Source organism: Cycloclasticus sp. (assembly GCF_019090545.1).
Classification (GTDB): Bacteria; Pseudomonadota; Gammaproteobacteria; order Methylococcales; family Cycloclasticaceae; genus Cycloclasticus; species Cycloclasticus pugetii.
Genome location: NZ_JAHRVT010000008.1, coordinates 80,862 through 106,562, shown reverse-complemented (window position 1 = coordinate 106,562; position 25,701 = coordinate 80,862). Strand labels below are relative to the sequence as shown.

At 41.8% G+C, this 25,701-nt stretch carries 27 protein-coding genes; 17 read left to right on the top strand and 10 right to left on the bottom strand.

Translation table 11 applies throughout. The features are described from left to right. Positions 1 to 40 precede the first annotated feature (40 nt). From pdhA to KUG63_RS01825, 3 genes are read left to right on the top strand one after another with little or no spacing between them, the layout of a single operon-like run. Positions 41 to 1,117, top strand: a complete 1,077-nt coding sequence (gene pdhA, locus KUG63_RS01835) for a pyruvate dehydrogenase (acetyl-transferring) E1 component subunit alpha (RefSeq protein WP_287553844.1) — start codon at positions 41 to 43, stop codon at positions 1,115 to 1,117. Further along, positions 1,110 to 2,090: an alpha-ketoacid dehydrogenase subunit beta gene (locus tag KUG63_RS01830; RefSeq protein WP_287553843.1), complete on the top strand. Its 981-nt coding sequence runs from the start codon at positions 1,110 to 1,112 to the stop codon at positions 2,088 to 2,090. Before pdhA ends, KUG63_RS01830 begins: the two co-directional genes overlap by 8 nt. Continuing rightward, positions 2,087 to 3,187: a dihydrolipoamide acetyltransferase family protein gene (locus KUG63_RS01825; RefSeq protein WP_287553842.1), complete on the top strand. Its 1,101-nt coding sequence runs from the start codon at positions 2,087 to 2,089 to the stop codon at positions 3,185 to 3,187. Before KUG63_RS01830 ends, KUG63_RS01825 begins: the two co-directional genes overlap by 4 nt. Here KUG63_RS01825 and KUG63_RS01820 read toward each other — a convergent pair. Next, positions 3,184 to 3,783 (bottom strand): TIGR04282 family arsenosugar biosynthesis glycosyltransferase, encoded by a 600-nt coding sequence (locus KUG63_RS01820; protein ID WP_015006189.1) that lies wholly within the window; start codon positions 3,781 to 3,783, stop codon positions 3,184 to 3,186. The two genes, KUG63_RS01825 and KUG63_RS01820, sit on opposite strands and share 4 nt — an antisense overlap. Before the next feature lie 87 nt (positions 3,784 to 3,870). Between KUG63_RS01820 and dapC the strand changes: the two genes are divergently transcribed. Genes dapC through gorA form a run of 5 tightly spaced genes read left to right on the top strand, consistent with a single transcriptional unit; the run spans position 3,871 to position 8,765 of the window. After that, entirely contained in the window at positions 3,871 to 5,067 is a 1,197-nt protein-coding gene (gene dapC / locus KUG63_RS01815) for a succinyldiaminopimelate transaminase (RefSeq protein ID WP_287553840.1), read from the top strand. Between the two features lie 27 nt (positions 5,068 to 5,094). Further along, a complete protein-coding gene (dapD, locus tag KUG63_RS01810; protein WP_016390095.1) occupies positions 5,095 to 5,913 on the top strand; it encodes a 2,3,4,5-tetrahydropyridine-2,6-dicarboxylate N-succinyltransferase in 819 nt (272 codons plus the stop codon). A 1-nt stretch (position 5,914) separates the two neighbouring features. Continuing rightward, positions 5,915 to 6,265, top strand: a complete 351-nt coding sequence (locus KUG63_RS01805; protein WP_287553838.1) for an ArsC family reductase — start codon at positions 5,915 to 5,917, stop codon at positions 6,263 to 6,265. Next, positions 6,262 to 7,389: a succinyl-diaminopimelate desuccinylase gene (gene dapE / locus KUG63_RS01800; protein ID WP_015006193.1), complete on the top strand. Its 1,128-nt coding sequence runs from the start codon at positions 6,262 to 6,264 to the stop codon at positions 7,387 to 7,389. The genes KUG63_RS01805 and dapE overlap by 4 nt, the downstream gene beginning before the upstream one ends. A 26-nt stretch (positions 7,390 to 7,415) precedes the next feature. Beyond that, positions 7,416 to 8,765: a glutathione-disulfide reductase gene (gene gorA / locus KUG63_RS01795; protein WP_020932342.1), complete on the top strand. Its 1,350-nt coding sequence runs from the start codon at positions 7,416 to 7,418 to the stop codon at positions 8,763 to 8,765. 96 nt (positions 8,766 to 8,861) lie between these two features. Here gorA and KUG63_RS01790 read toward each other — a convergent pair whose 3' ends face one another. Together KUG63_RS01790 and zapE are read right to left on the bottom strand one after the other, a co-directional pair. Then, the gene (locus KUG63_RS01790) at positions 8,862 to 9,170 is read right to left on the bottom strand and encodes a DUF1244 domain-containing protein (RefSeq protein WP_015006195.1); all 309 of its coding nucleotides are present in this window, start codon (positions 9,168 to 9,170) and stop codon (positions 8,862 to 8,864) included. An 11-nt stretch (positions 9,171 to 9,181) separates the two neighbouring features. Next, positions 9,182 to 10,285 carry a cell division protein ZapE gene (gene zapE, locus KUG63_RS01785; RefSeq protein WP_020932341.1) on the bottom strand — a complete coding sequence of 368 codons (1,104 nt, stop codon included), beginning with the start codon at positions 10,283 to 10,285 and terminating at the stop codon, positions 9,182 to 9,184. A 100-nt stretch (positions 10,286 to 10,385) separates the two neighbouring features. Here zapE and KUG63_RS01780 point away from each other — a divergent pair, with 100 nt between their 5' ends. From KUG63_RS01780 to soxZ, 9 genes are all read left to right on the top strand, one after another. After that, positions 10,386 to 10,718, top strand: a complete 333-nt coding sequence (locus KUG63_RS01780; protein ID WP_287553834.1) for a hypothetical protein — start codon at positions 10,386 to 10,388, stop codon at positions 10,716 to 10,718. Between the two features lie 18 nt (positions 10,719 to 10,736). Beyond that, positions 10,737 to 11,291, top strand: coding sequence for a septation protein A (locus KUG63_RS01775; protein WP_015006198.1), 555 nt, complete (start codon positions 10,737 to 10,739; stop codon positions 11,289 to 11,291). A 19-nt stretch (positions 11,292 to 11,310) separates the two neighbouring features. Continuing rightward, positions 11,311 to 11,607: a BolA family protein gene (locus tag KUG63_RS01770; RefSeq protein ID WP_015006199.1), complete on the top strand. Its 297-nt coding sequence runs from the start codon at positions 11,311 to 11,313 to the stop codon at positions 11,605 to 11,607. After that, entirely contained in the window at positions 11,597 to 12,400 is an 804-nt protein-coding gene (locus KUG63_RS01765; protein ID WP_015006200.1) for a peptidylprolyl isomerase, read from the top strand. The genes KUG63_RS01770 and KUG63_RS01765 overlap by 11 nt, the downstream gene beginning before the upstream one ends. 347 nt (positions 12,401 to 12,747) lie before the next feature. Next, positions 12,748 to 13,395 (top strand): adenylate kinase, encoded by a 648-nt coding sequence (adk, locus tag KUG63_RS01760; protein WP_015006201.1) that lies wholly within the window; start codon positions 12,748 to 12,750, stop codon positions 13,393 to 13,395. Between the two features lie 109 nt (positions 13,396 to 13,504). After that, positions 13,505 to 14,524: an aspartate-semialdehyde dehydrogenase gene (locus tag KUG63_RS01755; protein ID WP_015006202.1), complete on the top strand. Its 1,020-nt coding sequence runs from the start codon at positions 13,505 to 13,507 to the stop codon at positions 14,522 to 14,524. Positions 14,525 to 14,597: 73 nt separating this feature from the next. Next, positions 14,598 to 16,682 carry a FimV family protein gene (locus KUG63_RS01750; protein WP_287553829.1) on the top strand — a complete coding sequence of 695 codons (2,085 nt, stop codon included), beginning with the start codon at positions 14,598 to 14,600 and terminating at the stop codon, positions 16,680 to 16,682. A 277-nt stretch (positions 16,683 to 16,959) separates the two neighbouring features. Further along, on the top strand, positions 16,960 to 17,418 hold the full coding sequence (gene soxY / locus KUG63_RS01745) for a thiosulfate oxidation carrier protein SoxY (protein ID WP_020932338.1): 459 nt from the start codon (positions 16,960 to 16,962) through the stop codon (positions 17,416 to 17,418). Between the two features lie 45 nt (positions 17,419 to 17,463). After that, positions 17,464 to 17,766 (top strand): thiosulfate oxidation carrier complex protein SoxZ, encoded by a 303-nt coding sequence (gene soxZ / locus KUG63_RS01740; RefSeq protein ID WP_020932337.1) that lies wholly within the window; start codon positions 17,464 to 17,466, stop codon positions 17,764 to 17,766. Positions 17,767 to 17,780: 14 nt separating this feature from the next. Here the strand turns inward: soxZ and KUG63_RS01735 are convergent, their stop codons facing one another. From KUG63_RS01735 to flgK, 7 genes are all read right to left on the bottom strand, one after another. Continuing rightward, positions 17,781 to 18,089 (bottom strand): flagellar protein FliT, encoded by a 309-nt coding sequence (locus KUG63_RS01735; protein WP_020932336.1) that lies wholly within the window; start codon positions 18,087 to 18,089, stop codon positions 17,781 to 17,783. A 5-nt stretch (positions 18,090 to 18,094) separates the two neighbouring features. Continuing rightward, positions 18,095 to 18,490, bottom strand: coding sequence for a flagellar export chaperone FliS (gene fliS, locus KUG63_RS01730; RefSeq protein ID WP_020162352.1), 396 nt, complete (start codon positions 18,488 to 18,490; stop codon positions 18,095 to 18,097). 25 nt (positions 18,491 to 18,515) lie between these two features. Beyond that, on the bottom strand, positions 18,516 to 19,898 hold the full coding sequence (gene fliD, locus KUG63_RS01725; RefSeq protein WP_287553826.1) for a flagellar filament capping protein FliD: 1,383 nt from the start codon (positions 19,896 to 19,898) through the stop codon (positions 18,516 to 18,518). Positions 19,899 to 19,951: 53 nt separating this feature from the next. Continuing rightward, on the bottom strand, positions 19,952 to 20,359 hold the full coding sequence (locus tag KUG63_RS01720; RefSeq protein WP_015006209.1) for a flagellar protein FlaG: 408 nt from the start codon (positions 20,357 to 20,359) through the stop codon (positions 19,952 to 19,954). Between the two features lie 65 nt (positions 20,360 to 20,424). Next, positions 20,425 to 22,281: a flagellin gene (locus tag KUG63_RS01715; protein ID WP_287553823.1), complete on the bottom strand. Its 1,857-nt coding sequence runs from the start codon at positions 22,279 to 22,281 to the stop codon at positions 20,425 to 20,427. Positions 22,282 to 22,522: 241 nt separating this feature from the next. Further along, entirely contained in the window at positions 22,523 to 23,758 is a 1,236-nt protein-coding gene (flgL, locus tag KUG63_RS01710) for a flagellar hook-associated protein FlgL (RefSeq protein ID WP_287553821.1), read from the bottom strand. Continuing rightward, positions 23,758 to 25,686, bottom strand: coding sequence for a flagellar hook-associated protein FlgK (flgK, locus tag KUG63_RS01705; protein WP_287553819.1), 1,929 nt, complete (start codon positions 25,684 to 25,686; stop codon positions 23,758 to 23,760). Before flgK ends, flgL begins: the two co-directional genes overlap by 1 nt. Between the last annotated feature and the right edge of the window lie 15 nt (positions 25,687 to 25,701).

Genomic DNA, 25,701 nt, shown 5'->3' with positions numbered 1-25,701 from the left:
ACTAACCTTTTATCTACATCATTGTAGGGATACATTTTAGATGAGTGAAAACAATGGAACCAACATTGAATACCTAAGCTATCTTGATGAACACGGAGCGTTATTACAACCTCTTCCAACGCCACTTCAAAACCGCGAAACGCTAACTCAGCTCTACCGCACACTCGTTACATCAAGACTTTTTGATGAAACGATCATCAATCTACAGCGGGTTGGAATCATCGGCACCTATGCCTCGAATAGAGGGCAAGAAGCAATAGGAACCGCTATTGGCAAAGCGATGCTTAAGGATGATGTCTTTATCCCCTATTACCGTGATATCTGCGCACAAATTCAACGAGGTGTACAGCTTGAAGAAATTTTGCAATATTGGGGCGGCGACGAAAGGGGCAGCCATTTCAAACATCAAGCTCACGACTTCCCCCTCTGTGTACCAATCGCCACTCAACTCTGTCATGCAATAGGGGTTGCCTTTGCCCTAAAGTACAAATCCACTTCAAAGGTGGCGGTTGTAACTTGCGGAGATGGCGCCACTTCTAAAGGTGATTTTTATGAATCATTAAACATCGCTGGCGCCATGTCGCTTCCAACACTATTTATTGTTAATAACAACCAATGGGCCATCTCCGTGCCCTTAGCTCAACAAACCGCCTCAAAAACGCTAGCTCATAAAGCACTTGCAGTTGGAATTGATGCAATACGTGTTGATGGTAATGACGTGCTCGGCATGTTAATTAGCATCGAAAACGCGCTGGAAAAAATACGAACTAATCAGCGACCTTTTTTCATTGAAGCCATCACGTATCGAATTTGCGATCATACAACGGCAGATGACGCGACACGTTATATCAACCCTGCATTATTCGAAGAAGCTCAACACAAAGAACCCCTAATTCGTTTTAAAAACTACCTAACTGAGCAGCATTCATGGACAACAGATGAAGACCAACAATTATATGCCGCAGCACAAAAGCAGATCAACATAGCAGTCGCTAATTACAAACAGCTCCCTGCTCAACCCGCCGGGGAGTTTTTTGATCATATGTACGAAAAAATTCCTGCCGATCTGGCCGAACAAAAACAACGCTTTCTCTTGGCGCTTAAACATCATGAATGAGTGGACGATGATTGATGCGGTCAACCGCGCAATGGCTAATCAAATGCGAGTTAATGACAACATTGTTGTATTAGGTGAGGATATTGGAGCCAATGGCGGTGTTTTTCGCGCCACAGATAAGCTGCAAAAAGAATTTGGGAGCAAACGCGTTTTTGATACACCCCTAGCCGAGTCAGCCATCGTTGGCATGTCTATTGGTATGGCCAGCCAAGGCTTAATTCCAATTGTTGAAATTCAGTTCATGGGGTTTATCTATTCCGCCATTGATCAAATTCTTAACCACGCTGCTCGCCTACGTAACAGAACGAGAGGCCGCTTAAGTTGCCCGATGGTTATTCGAGCACCCTTTGGCGGCGGCATACACGCACCTGAACACCATTGTGAAAGCACCGAAGCTCTTTTCGCCCATATTCCCGGCTTAAGTGTGGTTATTCCCTCCTCGCCAGCCCGTGCATACGGCCTATTAATTGCAGCCATACAAGACCCCGACCCCGTTTTATTTTTAGAACCAAAGCGTATTTATCGTGATGGAAAGCAAGCCATTAAAGATAACGGCCAACCCTTACCTTTAGACACTTGTTTTGTGCTCCGTGAAGGTATTGACCTTACACTTATCAGTTGGGGCGCCATGCTTAAAGAAACCCTTGCTGCGGCAGAGCAATTAACACAACAGGGTATCGATGCAGAAGTTATCGATGTTGCGACCATTAAACCGCTCGATATTAGTAGCATAATCGATTCTGTTAATAAAACGGGCCGCTGCATTATTATTCACGAAGCCGCTAAAACAGGCGGTGTTGGTGCTGAAATAGCCGCCCAATTAGCTGAAAAAAGCATTACTTCTTTACTCGCTCCCGTTCAGCGGGTCACTGGTTACGACACCGTTATGCCGATGCTCAAAAATGAGCATTATTATATGCCCAGTGCTCAACGCATCATAAACTCAGCAATACAGATAATGGAGTACCGATGAATATATTTCATTTACCCGACTTAGGCGAGGGCCTTCCAGATGCAGAAATCGTAGAATGGCATGTTAAAGTTGGCGATAGCATCTCCATAAACGCTCCACTAGTCTCTGTTGAAACCGCTAAGGCTATTATTGATATACCGTCACCTGTCTCAGGTACTGTTAGCCATTTATATGGTGATATTAATGAGGTGATAAAAACGGGTGACCCACTTGTAAAATTTGAAGGTGATACAGAGCACGATAGCGGAACAGTTGTCGGCGAAATGGAAACCAGCGATGTTTTAATAGACGATAAATCGAGCAGCAACAAAAGCATACGCTTTAATGCCAAAGCCACGCCTGCTGTTAGAGCACTTGCTCACCGCTTGGGAGTTGATCTATCGATGGTCACGCCAAGTGGCCACGACGGCTTGATACAATCGGATGACGTTCGGCGTGTTGCAAGAATTCTATCTGCTGTCGGCCCAATGGAACCTTTACGAGGCGTACGTAAAGCAATGGCTAGGAACATGAGCCAATCACATGCTGAAGTAGCGCCTGCTACGGTAGTTGATGATGCCGATATCAGCCTGATCAAAAACACCGCCGATATCACCCCAAGGTTAATTCGTGCCCTTGTTGCAGCTTGCCAGACAGAACCAGCTTTAAATGCTTGGTTTGACTCACATGCTCTTGGTAGACGCCTATTAAGCTCCATTCATCTCGGTTTAGCAGTTGATGCACCACAGGGTTTATTCGTTGCTGTTTTACGCGATATTGAAAAAGAAAATCTAGACGGTATTAAACAAAAACTGGCAACTTTAAAAAGTAAAATTGAACAACGAAGTTTTTCAGCTGATGAATTACGAGGCTACACCATCACCTTGTCAAATTACGGCAGTATTGCAGGGCGCTACGCAATGCCCGTTGTATTGCCGCCCACTGTTGCGATTGTTGGCGCAGGTAAAGCTCGCGAAGAAGTTGTTGTAATAGAGGGAAAAATGCTGATTAGAAATATCTTACCACTGGCCATCACCGTTGATCATAGGGTCGTTACAGGTGGTGAAGCCACGCGCTTCTTAAAAGCTTTCATAGAAGACCTTCAACAGCCCCATTAACTAGCCTGCCATCGCTTTAAATCGCTTAACGTATCAACATCCCAAAGCATCGGCAACAAGCTATATGTCAGTTTTGCACCTGTCAATGCCTTCAAGGTCTGGCTTAGTACCGTTGCTTCACCCCAATCAACCTGACTAAACATATTGTCGCGCACCTTGGTGCAACCAATTAATACAAAACCACCATCTTCTGCCGGCCCCAAAACCACCTTCGAGTCTGTCAGTAACTGAAATGCTTCCATTAAATAATTGAGAGTAAAAACTGGGCAATCGGCACCAATCAACACAACCCTATTTGCCTCGTGAAGCCCTTGCTCAAGAGCATACTTCATCTTATCACCCAGGTTAGCGCCGCGTTGTTTGCGTAGGGCAAATTTATATTTCTTAGCAACCTGCTGAAAAAAGTCATGTTGTAAATCAGGCGCACACCATAGTTGGACGCTGTAACTACTGCTAGCAGCTAACTCAACAACACTGCTTAATAACGTTATATATACATCAGTTGCTGCCTTCACACCTAGTTCGGGTATCAAGCGCGTTTTTACAAAACCGTCTATAGGTGCCTTCGCAAAAATTTGCAGTACTGTATCAGCCATCAGATTTGCTATTATTGTTAGCTTGGAGCGTTTTATCCTAAACGCTAATCACCTATACTACCACGCTACAAAAAATATCCTTTCGTTATGAACCCAGATTTAGCTTCTCTTCAACCGTACCCATTTGAGAAACTCGCTAAACTCAAGCACGGTATTACACCACCCAATCAGTTAGAGCATATCGCTTTATCTGTTGGCGAACCCAAGCACCCTACGCCTCAAATAATTACCGATGCATTGCTAAAACACTTACATACCCTTGGCCAATACCCAACCACAAAAGGGCTAGACGAATTACGACAAAGCATTGCCGCATGGCTTTCTCAACGTTTTGATATAAACCCTAACGCGCTTGACCCAAACACACATATTTTACCGGTTAGTGGCACACGAGAAGCCCTCTTCTCATTCGCACAATGCGTTGTCCAACGAAGTGATAAGGCCATCGTTGCCATGCCAAACCCCTTTTATCAAATATATGAAGGGGCAACTTTATTAGCCGGTGCAAAACCATTCTTCATCAATTGTGATCAAGAAAACAATTACCTGCCCGATTACGACAAAGTAAGCACAAAAACATGGAAAAACTGCCAACTACTTTATCTATGTAACCCTGGCAACCCCAGTGGTGCAAACCATACCGAGGCACAACTAAGACAACTTATTGAACTAGCACACCGTTATGACTTCATCATTGCGGCGGATGAATGTTATTCAGAGATATACACCACTGAACACAATAAACCATTAGGTTTATTAGAGGTCAGCCAGAACATGGGCAACACAGATTTTTCACGTTGTGTTGTTTTCCATAGCCTGTCCAAGCGCTCAAACGCGCCGGGTTTGCGATCAGGGTTTATTGCTGGCGATGCTAAGGTTCTAAAAAGCTATTTTAATTACCGTACTTATCACGGCTGCACCATGCCAACGCCGACCCAACATGCCAGTATTGCCGCTTGGGGACACGAAGAACATGTTAATGAAAACCGCATTCTTTATGCTCAAAAATTCAAAGATGTGCTGTCTATAATTGACGATAGCTTGGATGTAAAAGCACCCGACGCGGGCTTTTATTTATGGGCAAAAACACCTATTTCTGATATCGACTTTGCACAGCAACTGTTCGAAAAACAACATATCACCGTGTTACCTGGGCAGTTTCTAGCCCGCAATACAAACGACGGCAATCCTGGTTTAAATCATATTCGTATGGCGCTGGTAGCACCAGTGGGCGAATGTTTAGACGCCGCACACCGAATTAAACAATTCATACAAACTCTTTAAACTATCATTAAATTATAGGATTAACACATGCAAAACCTTGAAAACATTATCAATGAAGCTTTTGAAAACCGCGCTGACTTTGATTCAAAATCAGTCTCCTCAGAAATTCGCAGTGCCGTTGAACAAGCACTTGCTATGCTAGACAGTGGCGAAGGTCGTGTTGCAGAAAAAAAAGACGGCGACTGGGTGGTCAATCAGTGGTTAAAAAAAGCTGTTTTATTATCGTTCAAGATCAACGACAACCGCGTCATGGACCGTGATGAAAACCGCTTCTACGATAAAGTAGAGACTAAATTTGCTAACTACACTGAAGAAGATTTTAAAAATGGCGGTATGCGTGCTGTACCAGGTTCAGTGGTTCGTGCAGGTTCATACATTGCACCTAATGTTGTCCTCATGCCCTCTTTCGTTAATATTGGCGCCTATGTAGATAGCGGTTCCATGGTTGATGGTTGGGCAACAGTTGGCTCATGTGCACAAATCGGTAAAAATGTTCATTTATCGGGCGGTGTTGGTATTGGTGGTGTTCTAGAACCATTACAAGCAGGCCCTACCATCATTGAAGATAATTGCTTCATTGGCGCACGCTCTGAGATTGTTGAAGGCGTTATTGTTGGCGAAGGTTCCGTGATTTCAATGGGTGTTTACATCGGCCAAAGTACAAAAATTTACAACCGTGAAACAGGCGAAATTATGTATGGACGTATTCCTCCTTACTCTGTGGTTGTACCGGGCAATTTACCATCAAAAGACGGTACACATAGCTTATATGCGGCCATTATTATCAAAACGGTGGATGAAAAAACTCGCAGTAAAACTGGTTTAAACGATTTATTAAGGGATTAATATGCCCATCGTTATGTATGGTATTAAAAACTGCGACACCATTAAAAAAGCCAAAAAATGGCTGACTGATAATCGGATCGAGTTTACGTTTCACGATTACCGGCAAGATGGCCTAAACGAAGCTCTTTTAAGCGCTCTCGAAGGCCGCCTTGGTTGGCAAGCGATGATTAACAAACGAGGTACAACATGGCGCAAACTTGATGATGAGGTAAAATCATCAATCGATAGGGAACAGGCCATTAGCATCATGTTAGAAAACCCCGCGATCATTAAACGTCCTCTCTTAGATACCGGCAAAACCCTAGCACTTGGCTTTTCCGCTGATCAATACCAACAACTATTGTCTACATGAGTGATACATTAAACCTCACCCTTGCCTTACTTAAAAAGCAATCACTTACGCCTAACGATGCAGGCTGCATGGACTTGATGGCAGAGTACCTGCAAGAACGTGGCTTCAAAATAGAGTGGATGAACTTCGGCGAAACACGCAATATGTGGGCAAGAAAAGGCAGCGAAGCGCCGTTATTTTGTTTTGCAGGTCATACCGATGTGGTACCTACGGGTCCACTAGAAGAATGGAGTACTCCACCTTTTGAACCTACCATCAAGGATGGCTTGGTCTATGCCCGTGGTGCCGCTGACATGAAAGGCAGTTTAGCGGCAATGATGACTGCTTGTGATCGTTTTATTACCGAACATAGCACTCACAACGGCTCTATTTCGTTTTTAATCACTAGCGATGAAGAAGGCCCCGCCCATGATGGTACTGTTAAAGTCATTGACACACTGAACCAGCGCAAAGAAAAAATCGATTTTTGTATCGTTGGTGAACCGTCGAGCCATAAACGTTTTGGTGATATGGTACGCGTTGGTCGACGCGGTTCGATCAATGGTTATTTAACCTTATTTGGTAAACAAGGCCATGTTGCTTACCCCGAATTAGTCGATAACCCTATCCATGCCCTAGCCCCTATTTTGTCAAAAATAACGGCAGAAAAATGGGATGAGGGTAATGAATATTTCCCCCCAACTAGCTTTCAAATCTCTAATATTAATGCTGGAACCGGTGTTGAAAATGTTGTTCCTGGGCAACTTAATTTAGTGTTCAATCTACGTTTCTCGAGCGAATTAACACCCGAAGACATTAAACGGCGTATCACTTACATAGTGGACCAAAATTCAGATAATTATGAGCTTAGTTGGCAGGTATCGGGTTTACCATTTCTGACCGAGAAAGGAACATTAACCAACGCTGTTGAACAAGCCATTTATGAACTAACCGGCAGTACACCTGTTTTATCGACTGGCGGCGGCACATCTGATGGTCGCTTTATTGCCCCAAGTGGTGCCCAGCTCATTGAGCTAGGCCCCATTAACGAAACAATCCATAAGGTTAATGAATGCGTCCGTATTGACGATTTAGACACATTATCACTGACCTACTCTAAAATACTAGAAAATATTTTACTTTAACTACAAAACATAACTGGCTGATTTATATGAACTATGACTTTGATTTAATATCTATTGGTGGTGGTAGCGGTGGTATCGCTGGTGCGAATCGAGCAGCTTCTTACGGTGCTAAATGTGCAGTTGTTGAGCAAGCTAGGCTCGGTGGAACCTGCGTTAATGTTGGCTGCGTTCCTAAAAAGGTAATGTGGTTTGCCGCCTCGACAGCAGACATTATTCACTCGGCTAGCGATTATGGTTTTGACGCTTCACTCAATTCCTTTAACTGGCACTTGCTAAAGCAAAATCGAGACGCCTACATCAAACGCCTCAATGGAATTTATGGCAATAATTTACATAACAATAACGTCGAACATATTGAAGGAACCGCATCGTTTATTGATAGTCACACTATTCAGGTTGGTGACAAACAATATACGGCTAAACGTTTCCTCATCGCCACCGGGGGTAAACCGGCTATCCCCAATATTCCTGGTGCGCAATACGGTATTACATCGGATGGTTTTTTTGAACTTGAAAAACAGCCCCGCAAAGTGGCCATCATTGGTGCAGGGTTTATTGCCGTTGAGCTCGCAGGTGTCTTCCAAGCCTTAGGCACTCAAGTAACACTTATTATACGAGGTGACCACGCTCTTCGATCATTCGATAGTATGTTAGGTACTGAGTTAATGAAAGCCATGCAACACCAAGGTATTCAAGTTGAAACTCAAACCACACAAACGTCTATTGATAAAAGCCCCGAAGGAAAATTAACCATCAACACCACTACTGGCGTCGTTGACGGCGAATACGATGAAGTTATTTGGGCAATTGGACGTGAACCAAACACCGATTCATTATCTATTGAAAAGGCAGGTATTGAACTTGATAAACGTGGCTTTATCACCACCGATGAGTGGCAAAAAACATCTCAAGAGCATATTTTTGCCGTCGGCGATGTGACTGGGCGAGCTGCCTTAACACCCGTCGCTATTGCAGCAGCACGCCGCCTTTGCGACCGATTATTTAACGGTCAGCACGAGCGTAAATTAGATTACAACCTGATTCCTAGCGTCATCTTTTCACACCCTCCGATCGGAACAATTGGCCTCACACAAGAGCAAGCCATTGAGCAATTTGGCGATAACGTAAAAACCTACACCTCCACCTTTAACCCTATGACACAGGCGCTATCAGTTGATAAACAGCCCACCACTATGAAACTGGTAACCACAGGAAAAGAAGAAAAAGTGGTCGGTTGTCACCTGTTCGGTGAAAGCTCTGATGAAATTCTTCAAGGTTTTGCTGTTGCTATCAAAATGGGCGCAACCAAAAAGGACTTTGACGATACCGTTGCCATTCACCCAACAAATGCGGAAGAATTAGTGACGATGACCTAGCCTTTAATATCAATAGGCTCTTAGTCATCAACGGTCTTGTCACCAAAAAAAACACTAACCTAGGTGACACCGGGGCAGCATGAAAGGAGGTTAGCTCTAACCTCCTTTACGTCTTGCCTCACCGGCTTCAAATTCCGCTAATTGTTCAGGTGTTGCTGGTAATTGATATTTCTCTTTCCATTCGGCAAACGTCATGCCATACACAACCTCTCTAGCCGCTTCATAATCAATATCAACATCTCGTTCTTTCGCTTCAGCCATATACCATTTAGAAAAACAATTTCGGCAAAAGTCTGCCAAATTCATCAAATCAATATTTTGCACATCTGTCTTCGTTTGAAAGTGTTTAAGAATACGCCTAAAAGTGGCGGCTTCAATTTCTAATTGTGTTTGTTTATCCATCATTATTCTCCTTTTTAGGGTAAGTGGGGCCTTTCTAAATATTCATGTGATTGCATTTCAAGCAAACGACTGACTGTACGTTCAAATTGAAAAGCCAGCTTTTTACCTTGATACAACTTCTCAGCAGACACTTGTGCTGACATAATTAATTTAACATTATGGGCATATAACTCATCGACTAAATTAACAAAACGGTTCGCATGGTCATTACTCATATCATTCATTACCACAACGTCTGATATCAATACAGTGTGAAAACAGCGCGAAATTTCAATGTAGTCAGCTGAACCACGTGGAATATCACAAATGACTTGATAATCAAACCATACAACCCCTTCTGAGCAATGCTTTACATCAATAATCCGCCCCTCTATTTCAAGTGCTGACTCAGGTTCAACATCTGCAACGGTTAAGTGTTCAAACAACTCATTTAATACCTTGTCTGTTTGATCATCCAAGGGAGAATGATAGATTTCCGCCTGTTCTAATTCTCGCAATCGGTAATCTGTTCCACTGTCTAATTTTCTAACCTTACAGTTGGCCTTCAATGCCTCGATAGCGGGTAAAAACCTTGCCCGTTGCAGTCCATCCTTATATAAACCATCCGGCTCGATATTAGACGTTGCAACTAAACAGATACCACGCTTAAATAAAGCCTCAAACAAGCGGCCTAACAGCATTGCGTCGGTAATATCGGAAACAAAAAACTCATCAAAACACAACACCCTACAACGTTGTGATATTCCATCGGCCACCTTTTGTAGTGGATCTTCAACATTTTTTATCTCACCGAGTTGTTTATGAACTTTTTGCATAAACCGATGAAAATGTGTTCGCTGCTTTTCTTTAAATGGTAAAGAATCGTAAAAGATATCCATAAGATAGGTTTTGCCCTGCCCTACACCTCCCCATAAGTAGAGCCCTTTGGGCGCCAATAAAAGAGGTTCTGATTTGGCCTTAAATATAGAAAAAAAACCTTTCTTTTCAGTTAGCTGGGAGGGTGTATTGAGCAGCTCTTTATACAAATCATTTAAACACTGAATAATGATTTTCTGTGCATCATCTTTAATAAAACTTTTTTGCGCCAGATCAAGTTCATAGCGTTCTAATGGGCTCATAGTGAAATATCAATAATTGTGTTAAATTGTTAATTTGAAGATATTGAAGTCGTTACCAAGCCAGCAACTTAAATTAAGTATATTGTAGCAATTATCCCTCATGAACATTCAAGCAAATTTAACCGGTGTTAGCCTAATACCCAATCCTAAAAAGGCTGCCAACAAACCGACTGGCACACAGGAAGATTTATATGAAAAGCACATAGCAAGTCAGGAGAAAAACAGCCCGTTAACAACTAAAAACATTGAACGCGCTGAAATAATCCAAAAAATTGAAACGCTAAATGACAGTCAAAAAGCCAATATTCATATTGACAACCTAGACTACAAAAACCAAAAATCAATCCAGTCATACCTTGATCATCAGGCTCTAGAAAGCCAAACTCTACGCGATGAACTCCACAGTCAATTAGGCGTAGATTTTTCTGTTTAAATATACACCTCCTATACCATGAAACTTCTGACTGATTTTTTTCCAATATTACTATTTTTTATTGTCTACAAATGGCAAGGCATATACGCTGCAACAGTTGTCGCAATTATTGCGTCTGGCCTTCAGGTTGCTTCATTTTGGCTTAAAAATAAACGAGTCGATTCAACACATATAATGACTTTCTGCCTTATGCTTCTTTTTGGTGGCGCAACACTCTACCTACAAAATGAAACCTTCATTAAATGGAAACCCACAGTGATCAATTGGCTTTTTGCCTTTGCTTGCATTTCCACGCACTTTATTGGTAACACCCCTCTTGTTAAACGCATGATGAGCGGTGGATTAACACTTTCTGACAAAATTTGGACAAAACTAAATGGCATTTGGGCTCTTTTCTTTGTAGTACAAGGGCTTTTAAACCTGTATGTTATGTACAATTTCGACACAGATACTTGGGTAGATTTCAAATTGTTTGGAATGCTTGGGTTAACAATAATGTTTATTGTGGCTCAAGGCATTTACCTTACCAAGCACATCGAAGACCCTATAAACCAACCAGATAACCATAACTAGGAATTTTTCTACAGATAAAATGACAAACCGTACAGATATAATAAAAGACACTTTAAATAAGGCTATTCAGCCCGAGTTCATTCAAGTATTAGATGATAGCCAATCTCATGCAGGGCATGAAGGTGCTAAATCAGGTGGTGGGCATTTTTACCTGACCATTGTTTCTAATAAATTTGAAAATAAATCAAGAATTCAACGTCACCAGCTTATTTATCGAGCATTAGGTGACATGATGAAAAGCGACATTCATGCACTTAGCATTAAAGCCTTTACACCAGAAGAAAAACCGACAACAGGAGATTTAAATGAAGGGTAAATTAGTCATCATTGGTTCAATTTTACTAGCATCTATCGCCCCACAGGCATTCGCAAACGAAGACCCAACCATCGCTATTGTTAATGGACAAGAACTCAAACAATCAACCTTACAGTTTTACGCCCTAGAAAGGCGTCAAATCGATTCAAAAAACAATGTCCCAATGAACCAACTGGTTGATGATATCGTTAACATGCAACTCCTAAAAGAAGAAGCTCATAAGAATAAGTTAGACAAATCTTCTGACTTTAAGGCACGCATGAAGTTTATTAATTTAAGCATGCTTTCTCAAGTCGCTATGATTGACTTTCTTGACAACAACCCTATTCCTGAAGAGCGTCTAAAAGAAGAATATGATGCTAACATTAACGAAATGGATGTCACAGAACTTAAAGCTAGCCATATCTTAGTATCAGAAGAAGCGCAGGCGAAAGAAGTTATTGAGAAACTCAACAAAGGTACTCCATTCGCTACACTTGCCAAGGAATACTCAACAGGACCAAGCGGCCCAAAAGGTGGGGATTTAGGTTGGTTTGCTCCGCAACGAATGGTACCTGAGTTCTCGAAAGCCGTGCTTTCTTTGAAAGATAATGAATACACTAAACAGGCTGTACAAACTCAATTTGGTTGGCATATCATTTTACGCACTGGGAAACGTGATGGGACGCCGCCAACGTTTGAACAAGTCAAACCGAGCATTACGGCTAGTCTCGAACAAGAACATATTCAAAAACACATTAATGATTTAAGAAAAAAAGCAAAAATCGAAATCACACCACAAAAACCTCAATAGCCCTAAACACAACAGCATAGAGGCCATTTATCAAGGGCCTCTATGCTGCCCCCTACCTTTCTACGTTTACCCGCACCTCATCAATTAAGACGTGACCAGTTCACCTTATAAAACGCGTACTGCTCATCCTCTCACATCAGATAGATCTACTTTGTTTTAAATAAAAAACATACCCGCCTTCCCGCTCTCCCATCAAAAACCGAGCTGATCAATGATGGTATACCTGCCCATTGAGAAGCTTAAAAATCACCACCCCCTAACGTCTATAACAGCGCTAACAACTGGATTAAAACCTCGTATTATGTTATTTTGCGCGATTAAAATAACAATGGTTTTGAGGACAATTAATGCGCATAATTTTATTGGGTGGCCCTGGTTCCGGTAAGGGGACACAATCGCAATTTATCACTGAGAAGTACGGTATTCCTCAAATCTCCACGGGAGATATGTTACGAGCTGCCGTTAAAGCTCGCACACCATTAGGTATTGAAGCAAAAAAGGTTATGGATGTCGGCGGCCTTGTCTCTGATGAAATTATTTTAGGCTTAATCAAAGAACGATTAACAGAAGATGATTGTTCAAAAGGTTTCTTGTTAGATGGTTTCCCACGCACAATCCCACAAGCCATTGGCCTTGCAAACATGGGCATAGAGGTTGATCACGTCATACAAATTGCTGTCGATGACGAAGAAATCGTCCGTAGAATGGCTGGAAGGCGCGTGCACTTGGACTCTGGCAGAACATACCACCTTACTTATAACCCACCTAAACAAGAGGGACTTGATGACATTACTGGTGAGCCATTAATTCAACGTGCCGACGATCATGAAGACATTGTTCGCGATCGCTTAACAACTTACCACTCCCAAACAGCGCCACTTGTTGACTTCTATTCAAAGGCTGCTGAAACATCTGCAGTTAAATTCAGCACCATTGAGGGTGTTGGTGGTGTGCAAGACATTACTGCAAAAATATTCGCAGTACTCGACGACTAGGTGTTTGCCGAGCAAATTCTCGGCGATACAACAATAAAGCATTAGCTTAACTTTTGATTAAGCTGATAATTTCACTTAAAACTTAATGATTTTGCAAGGAATAACCTAAATGAAAACATATGATATTGCTGTTGTTGGCGCTACAGGCGCCGTTGGTGAAACGATGCTATCTATCCTTGAGGAAAGAAAGTTCCCTGTTGGAAATATTTACCCTTTAGCAAGCAGTCGCTCTGCTGGTGGCACTGTTCAATTTAATGGCAAAAACGTAAAAATCGGCAACCTCGCCGACTTTGATTTTAGTCAAGTTCAAATTGGTTTGTTTTCAGCAGGCGGTTCTGTTTCTGCAGAGTATGCGCCTAAAGCTGCCGCTGCCGGTTGTGTTGTTATTGATAACACATCACATTTCCGCTATGACGATGACATTCCACTCGTGGTGCCCGAAGTAAACCCAGAGGCCATCGCGCAACATACCAATAAAGGCATTATTGCAAACCCAAACTGCTCAACCATTCAAATGTTGGTTGCTTTAAAACCCATCTATGATGCGGTCGGTATTGAGCGTATAAATGTTGCCACTTACCAAGCCGTTTCAGGCACTGGAAAAAGCGCCATTGAAGAACTAGCTGGGCAAACAGCAAAATTATTAAATGGCAAAAATGCTGAGGCCAAAGTATACCCAAAACAAATAGCCTTTAATGCATTACCCCAAATTGATGTCTTCCAAGACAACGGCTACACCAAAGAAGAAATGAAAATGGTTTGGGAAACCAACAAAATTTTTAACGATGATTCAATCAAAGTTAACCCAACTGCTGTCAGGATACCTGTTTTTTATGGCCACTCTGAGGCATTGCACATAGAAACTAAAGAGAAAATCAGCGTCGAAAAAGTCCGTGAGCTAATGTCCTCATTTGACGGAATTACACTTCTTGATGAACGCATTGACGGTGGTTATGCAACAGCAGTTACCGAATCAGCAGGTCATGATGATGTTTATGTCAGTCGCATCAGAGAAGATATCTCTCATCCTAGAGGACTTAACCTCTGGGTCGTTGCAGATAATGTTCGTAAAGGCGCTGCATTAAACAGCGTACAAATTGCCGAAGTACTAGTAAAAAATTATCTTTAGTCTATAGTTGATATTAATAATATATTTCACTAATTTATGGATAGACGACTATCGTTAGTTTAGGAGCAACAAAATGAACAAGCCTACAAAAACTATTGCCGCACTTTGCCTGTTAAATTCTGCAAGTGCCCACGCATTAGGTGTCGGGGAAATTACAACGTATTCTGCCTTAAATCAGTTGTTAAAAGCGCAGATTCCGCTTGTTGGCTCCAAACAAGAAGACCCCAGCAATATAAAAATAGGCATTGCTTCAAGAGAGACTTTTGATAAAGCAGGAATTGATAGGCCACACTATCTAACCCAATTAAAGTTCACCCCTGTGCTAGGTAAAAACGGTGAAATTACCGTTGATGTTCGTTCGACTGCAACCATAAAAGAACCTTTCGTAAACTTTATTCTCGAAGTTGAATGGCCCCAGGGGCGTACATTAAAAGAATTTACTATTCTTTTAGATCCCCCCATCACAATGTCTGATGTTAGAACCAACCCACTAGAACTACCTCAAACACCCAGCATTACACCAGTAACACCCGTAAACGATGCATCGGTAACAACATATACACCTCCTACCACTACTGTGCAAACTGCACCTGCCAGTGAATATGGCCCAACAAAAAGTCGCGATACTATCTGGGGTATTGCTAAAAAACTCATTACTAATAATCGTACTGTCACTCATCAACAAATGATGCTGGCCCTTTATGACAATAACCCAGAAGCCTTCTACAAAGAAAATATCAATGCTTTAAAAAAAGGAGCGGTGCTTAAACTTCCAAGCACTGAACAGGCAGAAAGCCTCAGCCCTACACAAGCCAGCAATGAATATATTAAACACAATACACTCTGGTCTTCATCAACTACCGTCTCCAGTACGCCAGCGGCCGTTGCAAAACTAGACCAGAAAGACCAAGCCCTTGCAGCGACATCCGACGTTAAAAAAAAACTTGAAAATAACCTAGATGAGGCAAAACTAACCTTATTAACACCGAAGCAAGATACTGAAAAAAATATACCTATAGAAGGCAACACCACTGATACCCCAATAGGTTCAACAAGCTCTACAGAGCAAGCAAACATTGCCATTGAGATGGCTACAACCCTTGAAGAAGAAAACAAAGAGGTTAAATCACGTCTCAATGATTTAGAAAAACAAGTAGACAAACTACAACGTTTATTAGCTTTAAAAGATGAGCAGCTAGCACAATTACAAGCAGCAAAACCTGTCGTTGCTGAATCAACAGCAACAACTGTAAAGCCAGCCCCTATTGACACACCTGTCGAAAAAAAAGATAGCAAGGATAATGATAACACCCTTGCCCTTTATGGCGGCGGCGCGCTCCTTGTTCTACTTGGGCTATTTTTAGCACGTCGAAAAAAGCAACGTAAGGAAAAACAGCCTGAGGACGTATTTTCTGATACACCAGCTGTTGTACCAACTATTGATACAGACAATACTGATACCTCATCTACTATACTCGAAGAAGAGCCTCTTTTAAGCGAATTCATACCCAGCGAATTCGGCAGCAGTGAACATACCCAAGAAGCGGATCCTCTAACAGAGTGTGATGTCTATATTGCTTATGGTCGATTCCAACAAGCAGAAGATCTTATCAAAAGCGCGATAGAATCAGAGCCAGAAAACCTAGCTCTTAAATTAAAATTGCTTGATGTTTACTTTTCATCCAATAACGCTGAAGCTTTTGAAGAACAGGCCAGTTCATTATCAGACCTAAAAGATTCAGACCCTGACGCATGGAATAGCATTGTTGATATGGGCATGGACATCTGCCCTGACTCACCACTATTTCTAGCACCAGCAGAAGAAAACATTGAAATTCAAGCAGCACCAATTCAAACTGATGACCTTGACCTTGACCTTGATTTAGAAATACAACAAGACATTGAGCCTGAAGAAGCTAACCACGACGAAGAACCAAAGAGTGAGTTTGAATTTGATTTTGACCTAATCAAAAATCAAGATACACCACAGGATCTGAGCAACCCTACCAGTGAGAGTATTGAAACCATGTTTTCATTAGCACAAGCTTCTCTCGAAATGGAAGACACAGAGTCGGCTCGTCAAACATTAGAAGAAATATTGGAGAACGGTAACGATTCCGACAAAGAAAAAGCACAAAAGATGCTCGATAGTTTGTAAAAAACCACCTTTAATGCGATCGTAAGCATAAAAGCTGCACCTCCCTTTTATGCTATAAAATGCTCAATACGAACGTACGTAGACAAACAGAACCGACCCTTTAATAAAGGCACCTTGCTCATTTGCAAAGAGTCTGCTGCTTGATTGTCATAAAGAACCCTACTTGAAAATACGTTTAATAATAACTAAACCTTGCGACTAGCGACTGCACAAACAAAGGCTCCATTACAGACGGTTTTCCTTTATAGGTTTTAATCATAAGGAAACTATAAAAGAGATGATTATTTCACGTAGAAAATTTCTAAAATTATTAGCGGTGGGTACCAGCACTTGTTTAACCTTGATATCTCCCCTCACTAGTTGGGCGGCATGGGCTAACGATGCCTTTAATGCCGACACTCTTAATAAGGCATACCAACATTTATTTGGCTCATCGACCCTCATTAACAGTAACGAGGTAAAGCTAAAGGCGCCTAAAACAGCAGAAAATAGCGATGCTGTTCCTATTTCGATCAAAACCAAGCTAAAAGGTGTCGACTCAATTAGTATTTTTGTACAAGACAACCCTCAACCTTTAACGGCGACCTTTCAAATCCCACCAGATACATTAGCATCTGTGTCGACCCGAATTCGTTTAGTTAAAACTAGCACCGTCATCGCTGTTATCAAAGCAGGAGACAAGCTATATAGTAGAAGCCAAGAAGTAAAAGTCTCATCAAGTGGGTGTACTCGTTAGCAACTTAATAATTCGTTATTAATCTCATCTTATTTGGAGATATAAATGAAAGTGAGAGCAAAAATAATAAATAACATCACTCATGTTAGGGTATTAGCTATACACCCCATGGAAACAGGTGAACGTATTGATAAAGACTCAGGCGAAAGGATATCCGCGAAATATATTCAAAAAATTAGCTGCGAACACAACGGTAAAGAAGTTTTTCTAGCACAATTTGGCACATCAATATCTCAAAACCCTTATCTGGCTTTCTCATTTAAAGAGGGTAAAAAAGGCGATATTTTATCGTTACGGTGGAATGATAATACCGGCGATGTAAAAAAGACTGACACAACCATTAAATAGCTTATTTCTAACTATTAACCTGTTGTTAAATAGGCATTAATAGCTTTATGTGCATGCCCTGCTTGCGACATTTCCATACGAAGGCTATCACGCTGACTCAATAAAAATTGAGTTAGGATTTTATTTTTATCTAGCACCAATTGAATACTTTCTGCCAATACTGCAGCTTCGATTTCTGGCGGTGTTTCAAACAAATGCTGTATGTCTGTATCGCGTGCTTTTTCAAGCTTTACCACTACATCCCATTCACCCTCTTGAGCTAGCTGAATGAGTTTTTCAGTATCCGCAAGAATAGAGTCAAGGCGTTGTAAATCACTTGGCATAAAAATTAACGTTGCGCAGCATCAGGGCTTATTGCATCCCACCCCATTTTAATTTGACTCAAAAGCTTACCCGCTTCATCAAGCAAGGCAGCATCATTCTTAATATTCGCCTGTAATAAAACGTGATTAATATATTCATAAAGTGCATCTAAATTCTTTGATATTTCACCACCTTGTTTGAAATCTAAACTCGCTCTAAGTCCTTCAATAATTGAAATAGCACTTCCAATTTGCTCACCTTTCTTAGCAACGTGCTGTTGCTTTAAAGCGCTTTTTGCAGACAATATTCGCGATAAGGCCCCATCCAATAGCATTTGGATTAACTTATGTGGTGATGCGTCCATTACACCACCATGTACGGATGTTTGTTGATACTGTTTTAATGCAGTTGCGCCATTCATAGGATTCTCCAATTATAAATGTACTTTAATTATTACTATTTGAATTATAAGCACCTGGTAAATTAGCCAGCTGCTGTGTTAAAAAATTACTCTGATTTTGTAAAGAACTTACCAGTATATCCATGGCGGTAAATTGACTTAATAGCCTACTTTCTAAGGACACTAACCGTCTATCTAGTGCTTCTCGCTGATCGGCAATATCATCCACGCTGACTTGTATACCGGCTGTTCTAGAATCAATGATTCCATTTGAGCCAATATAACCCTCAATAGCCATATCTAACGTATTGGCGATGCCATTACTCGCAGCAAATAATTGTCCAACTTGATCAAAATTACTGTCCAAAGCAGCGTTTAACGTCTCGCTATTTAAGGATAGCTTCCCCTCTTCATCTGTTGTAATACCTAGCTCTGCTAACGTGCTAAAAGGACCTGTAAGCCCAGTCACAGAAGAGGAAATTTCTTGTCTTATTAATGTACTAATACCGCGCAAAGTAGAGTCGCCCAATAGCAATCCTGCTGATTCTGTCGCCGCATCGTATGAACCCAGTGTATTAAAGGTATCAACTAAGCCGTTATAGTTGGCAATAAAGGTATCAATCTTAAACGTAATCGCCTCACGGTCTTGCGCAACCGTTAACTGCTCACCTGCACCAACTGAAACAGCATTAATCGTAATACCATCCAGCACATCCGAAAATGTATTGTTATTACTGCTGATTAATTGACCATCCACTTTTATTTGGCCATCTTGAGCTGCGCTTGGTGTATTTAATTGTGCATTGACTAAACGTGACAAACCAAATTCATCTGAATTTTCGCCATCACTATCGACTGCTGTTATTGTTATTGCATTATCTAAACCACTAGATGTTGCTGTAAAAACTAATTGTTGCCCCGAATCGACATTAATAATAGAAGCTGAAACACCTGTATTATCATTGGCAGCATTAATCGCATCTCTAATATCCGTTAGGGTATCTGTTGCATCAATCGTTAAAGAAAAAGAATCAGCACCCTGGGTAAATGTTAGGGTGCCGTCTCCTATTGTATCCGTATCAGCAAAACCACTGGTTGTTATCAACTTGTGCGCTTGTGCTAACTGAACAACTTCAATGCCATATTGCGAGACATCCGCTGTTTCATCAGCCGTCGCAGTAAAAACCTCATCATTACTGGATAAAGCAGACCTGAGTTGAAAATCCGCTGTATCTTGCAAGTCTCGAACAGCCCCTTGAAAAATAGATAAAGCACTTTTCAAAGAACCAAACGCTGAAATATCACCTAAATATTCAGCTTCATTAAAGTCAAGCCTGTTTGATTTATCGACACCCTCTGCTTCAACCAACTGAGTGATCAATGTATTAACATCTATTCCAGACCCGATACCTGCTGATGAAATTGACATAATGGTTTCCTTATTTACATAATACTGAAATAACTATGCAAAAAGCTTGCCTCCTACGCACTTTCGTTTACCAACAAACCACGAGCCGCATCTTCTGATTGCGCCTTGTTTTCAGCCAAATACGCTGCCATTGCTAACACATCTTCAGACGGAAAAGTCCGGATAACATCACCCGACTCCTTATCTGTTACCGTTATAACGGAACGACCAGTATCATCATGCACACTAAATTGTATAGATCGTTGAACGTTTTGAACAAAGCTATTCAAATCACTCACCGTTTCTTCAATTTTTTGTGCAGCTGATGACTGGCTACCGCTTACCTCTTCCGGCAAAGCTTGACCACCCATTGACTGATTACTTACCTTCTGTGCAATAACACTATCAGTTGATACGGTAACATTAGACGCCTTAGACGTTACCGCCTTTGGTGCCGAACTAACTAAATTTAATGTTTCCATAACTACCTCCTGTTTAGATTAATACTGGCTCTATTTTCATAAAGCCAGTATTTACCCTTAACGCCCTATTGCAACAAGGCTAATACGTTTTGTGGTAACGAGTTAGCTTGAGACAAAATTGACAAACCTGCTTGCTGCAGAATTTGCGCTCTAGTCAACGCTGCAGTCTCTGCTGCAAAATCAGCATCTTGAATACGTGAGCGCGCTGCACTTAAGTTTTCTGAGGTAGTTGCTAGGTTAGCAATAGTAGATTCAAAACGGTTTTGAATCGCACCAAACGTACTACGCAAAGAACTCACAGCCGTTAATGCAGAATCAACCTGACGAATGGTCGTTTCTGAATTAGCCACAGTATCCACAGCAGCTGTCGATAAACTTCCAGATACATCTGTTGATGAAGCTAGACCCAATGTTGTCAGACCAGTAGTTCCCGTCACGGTGATGCTTTCGTTAGAAACAACGTTCAAGGTACCATCAGTATTAAGCGCCGCAGAACCCTCACCATTTAACGCTGTATTAATAGCGTCTACCAGGCTTTGTGCTGTGGTATATGTACTATCAGCAACTGTAAAAGCTGTCTGAGTACCTATTTGTATACTAAAATCACCTGCTACTGTCACTGATGTGCCAGCTACCCCAGCTACATCACCGTCTGTGATTGCAGTTACCGTCTCTGAACCCGCCAATGCAAAGTTACCAGTAGAAGCATCCTCATCGGTAAAAGTAATATTAGTACCATCACTTTCTGCCGTAAAACCTGCGCTAGCATAACCTGTTGATCCAGTTATGGCTGCCAACAAATCAGCCGCATCCGTTATGTTTGTATCCAGTGTTACTGTGAACAAGCTTCCACCTGGTGCCGTAACAGTAAAGTTACTATTTGCTGATGTGTCAGCATCTGAACCAGTTACATCTTGCACAATCGCAATGTTGCCCGGTGTTGCAAATGAAGCGCTAACAGTACGTCCGACTGTTGCTGCTGTACCTTCATTTACATCTGACAATGTAACGGTATCAGTATTATCCGACTCTGTCGTTAATCCAGATAGGGCAGATGTAGTTAACGAATCTGCTTTTGCTGCAGCAAACGCTGCGGCAAAGGAGTCTGCATTTGTTGCAACCGAATCAGCTGCAAAATCAGTAGCAATTGTTACATTATTAGCATCAACAACAGTATAAACATCAGCGTTACCAGAGCCTGCATCTTGGAATGTAAAAACTACGCCTTCGACAGTGATCGTATCATTTGCCGCCGCAGGAGCATTTGCAAATGTGATTGTATCTGAACCCGCAGTGGCCGGTACCGTAGAGTAATCGGCAACAAGACCAGCAGCAGCCGTTGTAAAGGTTGCGGCAGTACCATCAATTAGATCAGTTAGATTAGTCGATGATGTTGCTGTTGCTACTGCTCCAATAGAGTCCAGACGTGTACTTGTTGATAAGTCTAAGCTGATCGTTTCGCCTACATTTGCACCCACTTGAAACTGGGCGCTACCAAACGTGCCATCAAGAATTTTTTGACCGTTAAATGATGTTTGTCCTGCGACTCTATCAATCTCAGCTAAACGTTGTTGCACCTCTAAGTTTAACGCCGCTCTATCTGATGATGAGTTTGTTGAGTTAGCAGACTGAATCGCTAGCTCACGAATACGTTGCAAGTTGTTACCAATCTCACCCAATGCGCCTTCAGCTGTTTGAGAAAGAGAGATAGCATCGTTTGCATTTCGAGACGCTTGGTTTAAACCACGAATTTGTGTGGTAAAGCGCTCTGAAATGGCAAGGCCGGCCGCATCGTCTTTAGCACTGTTAATACGTAAACCGGAAGAAAGTCTTTGTAACGACGTGTTTAACGAACTTTGTGATGTATCTAAGTTACGTTGCGCCGTCAAAGACGCAATATTACTGTTAATAAATTGAGGCATTTTATTGCTCCTATGTAAGCCTAATGCTTACTTTTTCTAAAACATGACGGATATATCTTTGAGTATGACTAGATATTCACCGCCTCCGCTTAAGGTATCGGCGCTATAAAAATATTCTTTAGGATTTATTTTAAGTTTTTTGTAGGTTACAACTAAGTGGCATCACCAAGCCTCAAACATCGACTCTATGAGTCAAAAATATTGACACCACATTTATAGAGTCGACCTAGGGTTTATTTAATTATAATAAATTAAATAATGATAAATTTTGCACTTTAACGAATGACTGCTGTGCTGCCTGCAAACTCACTATTTGAAGATTAAATCGACTGATCGCTTCTGCCATATCAAGGTCTTCAACCTGTGACTTTGCGCTTTGAAGGTTTAATAAGAAGTCTTGATTGGTTTCTTGTTGGCTATCTAGTGCATTTAGCCTTGCACCAATTTGAGAACGCACATCTAAAACACGGTTCAACGCGGTATCTAACTGATCCAAGTGATCATATAAAGGGATAGAAACATTCGTTGCACTGGCAGCGCTTGTAAGCGATACATCAATTGCCAGCTCTCCTTCACCTGGCGTGTTAGCAATGATACGGAGTGTATTATTAGTTTGGTCGAGATCAACTGTTGAATCGTTACTGGCAACTGCCGTATTTAAAAGAGCAGCTACGTCATCGCCCGTTACAGCAGCAGAAATATCCACCGCTATGCTTGGTGGTGCAATCGCTGGCCCCGTCCCATCATCAAACTCATAATTAATACCGTTGATAGTCATTGACTGCGCATCTAAAGGCACCGAATTAAAGGTTAACTCTGTTTCTTCTACCGCCGGTCTATTGGTCGCTAAATCCGTCGCTAAACTGTATAACGTAGTGAACACATCCTCTGCATTGCCATTTTTATCTTGCAGATTAAAAAACAATTCTGCACCTGAATTATTGTCTGACACCGTACGGTTTTCACCAATCTGTATCAAACGCTGACCTTGATCGCCTTGAAAACTAAATACACCCGTGGCAGCCGAACCGGTAACCGCCTGTGTTTGTCCTTTAAAACCTGAATACAGATAATCACCATTAGCATCTTTGGTATTGGCGAGCGCCACCATTTCGTCAAGACGCTGAAACATCTCGTTTGCTATAGATTGTCGGTCAGCTGCCGTATTTGTATCGTTGTACCCCTGCACGGCTAATTCACGGACACGGTGTAAACTATTGGTTACACTTTGCAAGGTTGTATCAGACAACGATAAACGATTTTCTGCGTAATTTATATTCGTTTGAAACTGCGTGATTCGGCTGATGGATTGGTTAAAGTCGAGGACCTGAGCTGCACCCGACGGGTCATCAGATGGTGTAAGTATCCGTTTACCTAATGAGATTTGTTGCTGCGCTTGGTTAACTTGAGCCTGCTGAAACATAATCGCATTAATACCCAATTGTTGAGCAAGGCTTGTTGAAATTCTATCGACCATTATCTGAAAGCTCCTAATAGCGTTTCGAAAATTGTACGAGACGTTAACACAACTTGACTAGCGGCTTGATACGCTTGTTGAAAACGAATTAAATTAGCCGCCTCCTCATCTAAATTAACACCACTGACAGCATCTTTGGAGGCGATGGTTTGAGCCAAAAGACCATTTTGTGCAGCCGCATTAACTTCAGCCGACTGTGTCCGGCGACCCACATCGGCAATAACTTGACCGTAAACATCTTGAAATGAGGCGGTACCACCGGACAAACTCAAATTCGTTTGCAACCCAGCAAGGAAATGCCCATTTCGGTTATCACCCGTGCCACCTGAATTATCAACCAATGAGAAGGTATCACCCTCATCAGGCTGACCGGTTAGGGTAAAGCTAATATCGCCAAAACCAGCGACATTAACCGTATAGCTATCGCCGTTATTTGTTGCTGCATCGTAGGCCAAGGGCCCTCCCGTAGCATTACTAACCGTATATTGTTTTAATGTATTGTCATACGTTAAAACAACACCAGCCGGTAACGATGATGCTGATAAACCAGTCACCGCCACATTACTTAAACCGCCAGTTCCAGAGTTGCTGACGGTTTGCTCTGAGACAACCGGAAGCGCAACAGCAATATCTTTAGGGTCAGTTAACGCTAATGAGAAATTTTCAGCCGCATAACGTGTTGGGCTGATCACTCTATACTCATTATTAACATTTGCCGATGATAAATCGAAGGTTAGCCCATCGTAATCAACCGATGCTCCAGACGATATAACACCACTGATAGAGGTATTATCAGATAACCGTGTAATGTTATAGGCTGTATTTGGTAGCGCCGTCCCATCCGTTGTAACACGATAATCGCTATTAATTATTTGTGATGGATCGGAAACACTGACAGCCAATGAGCCTGCGTTGGCATCGGCCTTAACATGGGTAATATTTGCTGTACTAAAAAAGTTTAGCCCCTGTTCGCCCTCTAGGTCGATACCATTGGCATGTTGATTATTTACTGAGAATGACAGACCGATAGCTATTTCACCTAAGGCATGAACCGCTTCATCTAACACCTCATCTTTAAAACGTAAGGCGCCCCCTATTTCACCCCCTGTCATAAACTGGGTAATAGCTGTATCAGCGCCGCCCTGCTGAAAAATAACATCAACTCTAGTAGGGTCTAATGTAGACGGCTGCAAAGCCAGTGTATTGTTCGTATTACCTAAGACTAAGGTTTGCCCATTACCAATAAAAACATTGACCGCACCATTTTCTTGCTCATTGGTTTTTACATTCACTAACTGAGACAAATCATCAATTAATTTATCTCGTTGATCCAATAAATCATTCGGCAAGTTACCATCCGAACCACCTAATGCGCTGGCGATCCTGTCATTAATCAGAGCAATATTTTCAGATAGGCTATTTATCTCGTCTATATTTCCCTGTAACGAACCGTTAACTTGCGTGCTAACACCATCAAACAATCGGTCTAATGTAGCAAAACGGTTTTCCAACACCTCGCCTTCAGTTAATAGCACTTGGCGTGCTGGAATAGATGTTGGATCATCTGCAACAGCTTGAACCGCATTGAAAAAATCTTGTAAGGCCGTACTTAACCCAATATTTTCATCCGCTAACACACCATCAATTTGGTTAGCAAAGTTTAAATAAGTCTCTAATTCAGACACAGCAGTACTACTGCTTCTATATTGTGTGCTTAAAAAAGCATCATAAAGCCTACTAACATTAGTCGCACTAACACCCGAACCAATATACCCAGCACCAGCCAGTTGTGGATTATTAGCATCTAACTCGACCCGTTGACGGCTATAACCTTCTGTTGAAGCATTGGCAATATTCTGACTGGTCGTGACAAGCACACTTCTAAAGGCAGTTAAACCAGACAAGCCATTGAGTAATAAGTCACTCATAGGGCTGCTCTTTTT

Coding starts and splice junctions, on each gene's coding strand:
- soxZ (WP_020932337.1), top strand. CDS start 17,464: ATGAAAGTGAGAGCAAAAATAATAAATAACATCACTCATGTTAGGGTA.
- KUG63_RS01735 (WP_020932336.1), bottom strand. CDS start 18,089: ATGCCAAGTGATTTACAACGCCTTGACTCTATTCTTGCGGATACTGAA.
- KUG63_RS01715 (WP_287553823.1), bottom strand. CDS start 22,281: ATGCCTCAATTTATTAACAGTAATATTGCGTCTTTGACGGCGCAACGT.
- KUG63_RS01790 (WP_015006195.1), bottom strand. CDS start 9,170: ATGATGGATAAACAAACACAATTAGAAATTGAAGCCGCCACTTTTAGG.
- KUG63_RS01770 (WP_015006199.1), top strand. CDS start 11,311: ATGACAAACCGTACAGATATAATAAAAGACACTTTAAATAAGGCTATT.
- KUG63_RS01750 (WP_287553829.1), top strand. CDS start 14,598: ATGAACAAGCCTACAAAAACTATTGCCGCACTTTGCCTGTTAAATTCT.
- KUG63_RS01775 (WP_015006198.1), top strand. CDS start 10,737: ATGAAACTTCTGACTGATTTTTTTCCAATATTACTATTTTTTATTGTC.
- KUG63_RS01720 (WP_015006209.1), bottom strand. CDS start 20,359: ATGGAAACATTAAATTTAGTTAGTTCGGCACCAAAGGCGGTAACGTCT.
- dapD (WP_016390095.1), top strand. CDS start 5,095: ATGCAAAACCTTGAAAACATTATCAATGAAGCTTTTGAAAACCGCGCT.
- KUG63_RS01825 (WP_287553842.1), top strand. CDS start 2,087: ATGAATATATTTCATTTACCCGACTTAGGCGAGGGCCTTCCAGATGCA.
- fliD (WP_287553826.1), bottom strand. CDS start 19,898: ATGTCAATTTCATCAGCAGGTATCGGGTCTGGAATAGATGTTAATACA.
- KUG63_RS01820 (WP_015006189.1), bottom strand. CDS start 3,783: ATGGCTGATACAGTACTGCAAATTTTTGCGAAGGCACCTATAGACGGT.
- KUG63_RS01805 (WP_287553838.1), top strand. CDS start 5,915: ATGCCCATCGTTATGTATGGTATTAAAAACTGCGACACCATTAAAAAA.
- pdhA (WP_287553844.1), top strand. CDS start 41: ATGAGTGAAAACAATGGAACCAACATTGAATACCTAAGCTATCTTGAT.
- KUG63_RS01780 (WP_287553834.1), top strand. CDS start 10,386: ATGAACATTCAAGCAAATTTAACCGGTGTTAGCCTAATACCCAATCCT.
- adk (WP_015006201.1), top strand. CDS start 12,748: ATGCGCATAATTTTATTGGGTGGCCCTGGTTCCGGTAAGGGGACACAA.
- dapE (WP_015006193.1), top strand. CDS start 6,262: ATGAGTGATACATTAAACCTCACCCTTGCCTTACTTAAAAAGCAATCA.
- gorA (WP_020932342.1), top strand. CDS start 7,416: ATGAACTATGACTTTGATTTAATATCTATTGGTGGTGGTAGCGGTGGT.
- KUG63_RS01830 (WP_287553843.1), top strand. CDS start 1,110: ATGAATGAGTGGACGATGATTGATGCGGTCAACCGCGCAATGGCTAAT.
- KUG63_RS01755 (WP_015006202.1), top strand. CDS start 13,505: ATGAAAACATATGATATTGCTGTTGTTGGCGCTACAGGCGCCGTTGGT.
- zapE (WP_020932341.1), bottom strand. CDS start 10,285: ATGAGCCCATTAGAACGCTATGAACTTGATCTGGCGCAAAAAAGTTTT.
- flgL (WP_287553821.1), bottom strand. CDS start 23,758: ATGGTCGATAGAATTTCAACAAGCCTTGCTCAACAATTGGGTATTAAT.
- fliS (WP_020162352.1), bottom strand. CDS start 18,490: ATGAATGGCGCAACTGCATTAAAACAGTATCAACAAACATCCGTACAT.
- soxY (WP_020932338.1), top strand. CDS start 16,960: ATGATTATTTCACGTAGAAAATTTCTAAAATTATTAGCGGTGGGTACC.
- dapC (WP_287553840.1), top strand. CDS start 3,871: ATGAACCCAGATTTAGCTTCTCTTCAACCGTACCCATTTGAGAAACTC.
- flgK (WP_287553819.1), bottom strand. CDS start 25,686: ATGAGTGACTTATTACTCAATGGCTTGTCTGGTTTAACTGCCTTTAGA.
- KUG63_RS01765 (WP_015006200.1), top strand. CDS start 11,597: ATGAAGGGTAAATTAGTCATCATTGGTTCAATTTTACTAGCATCTATC.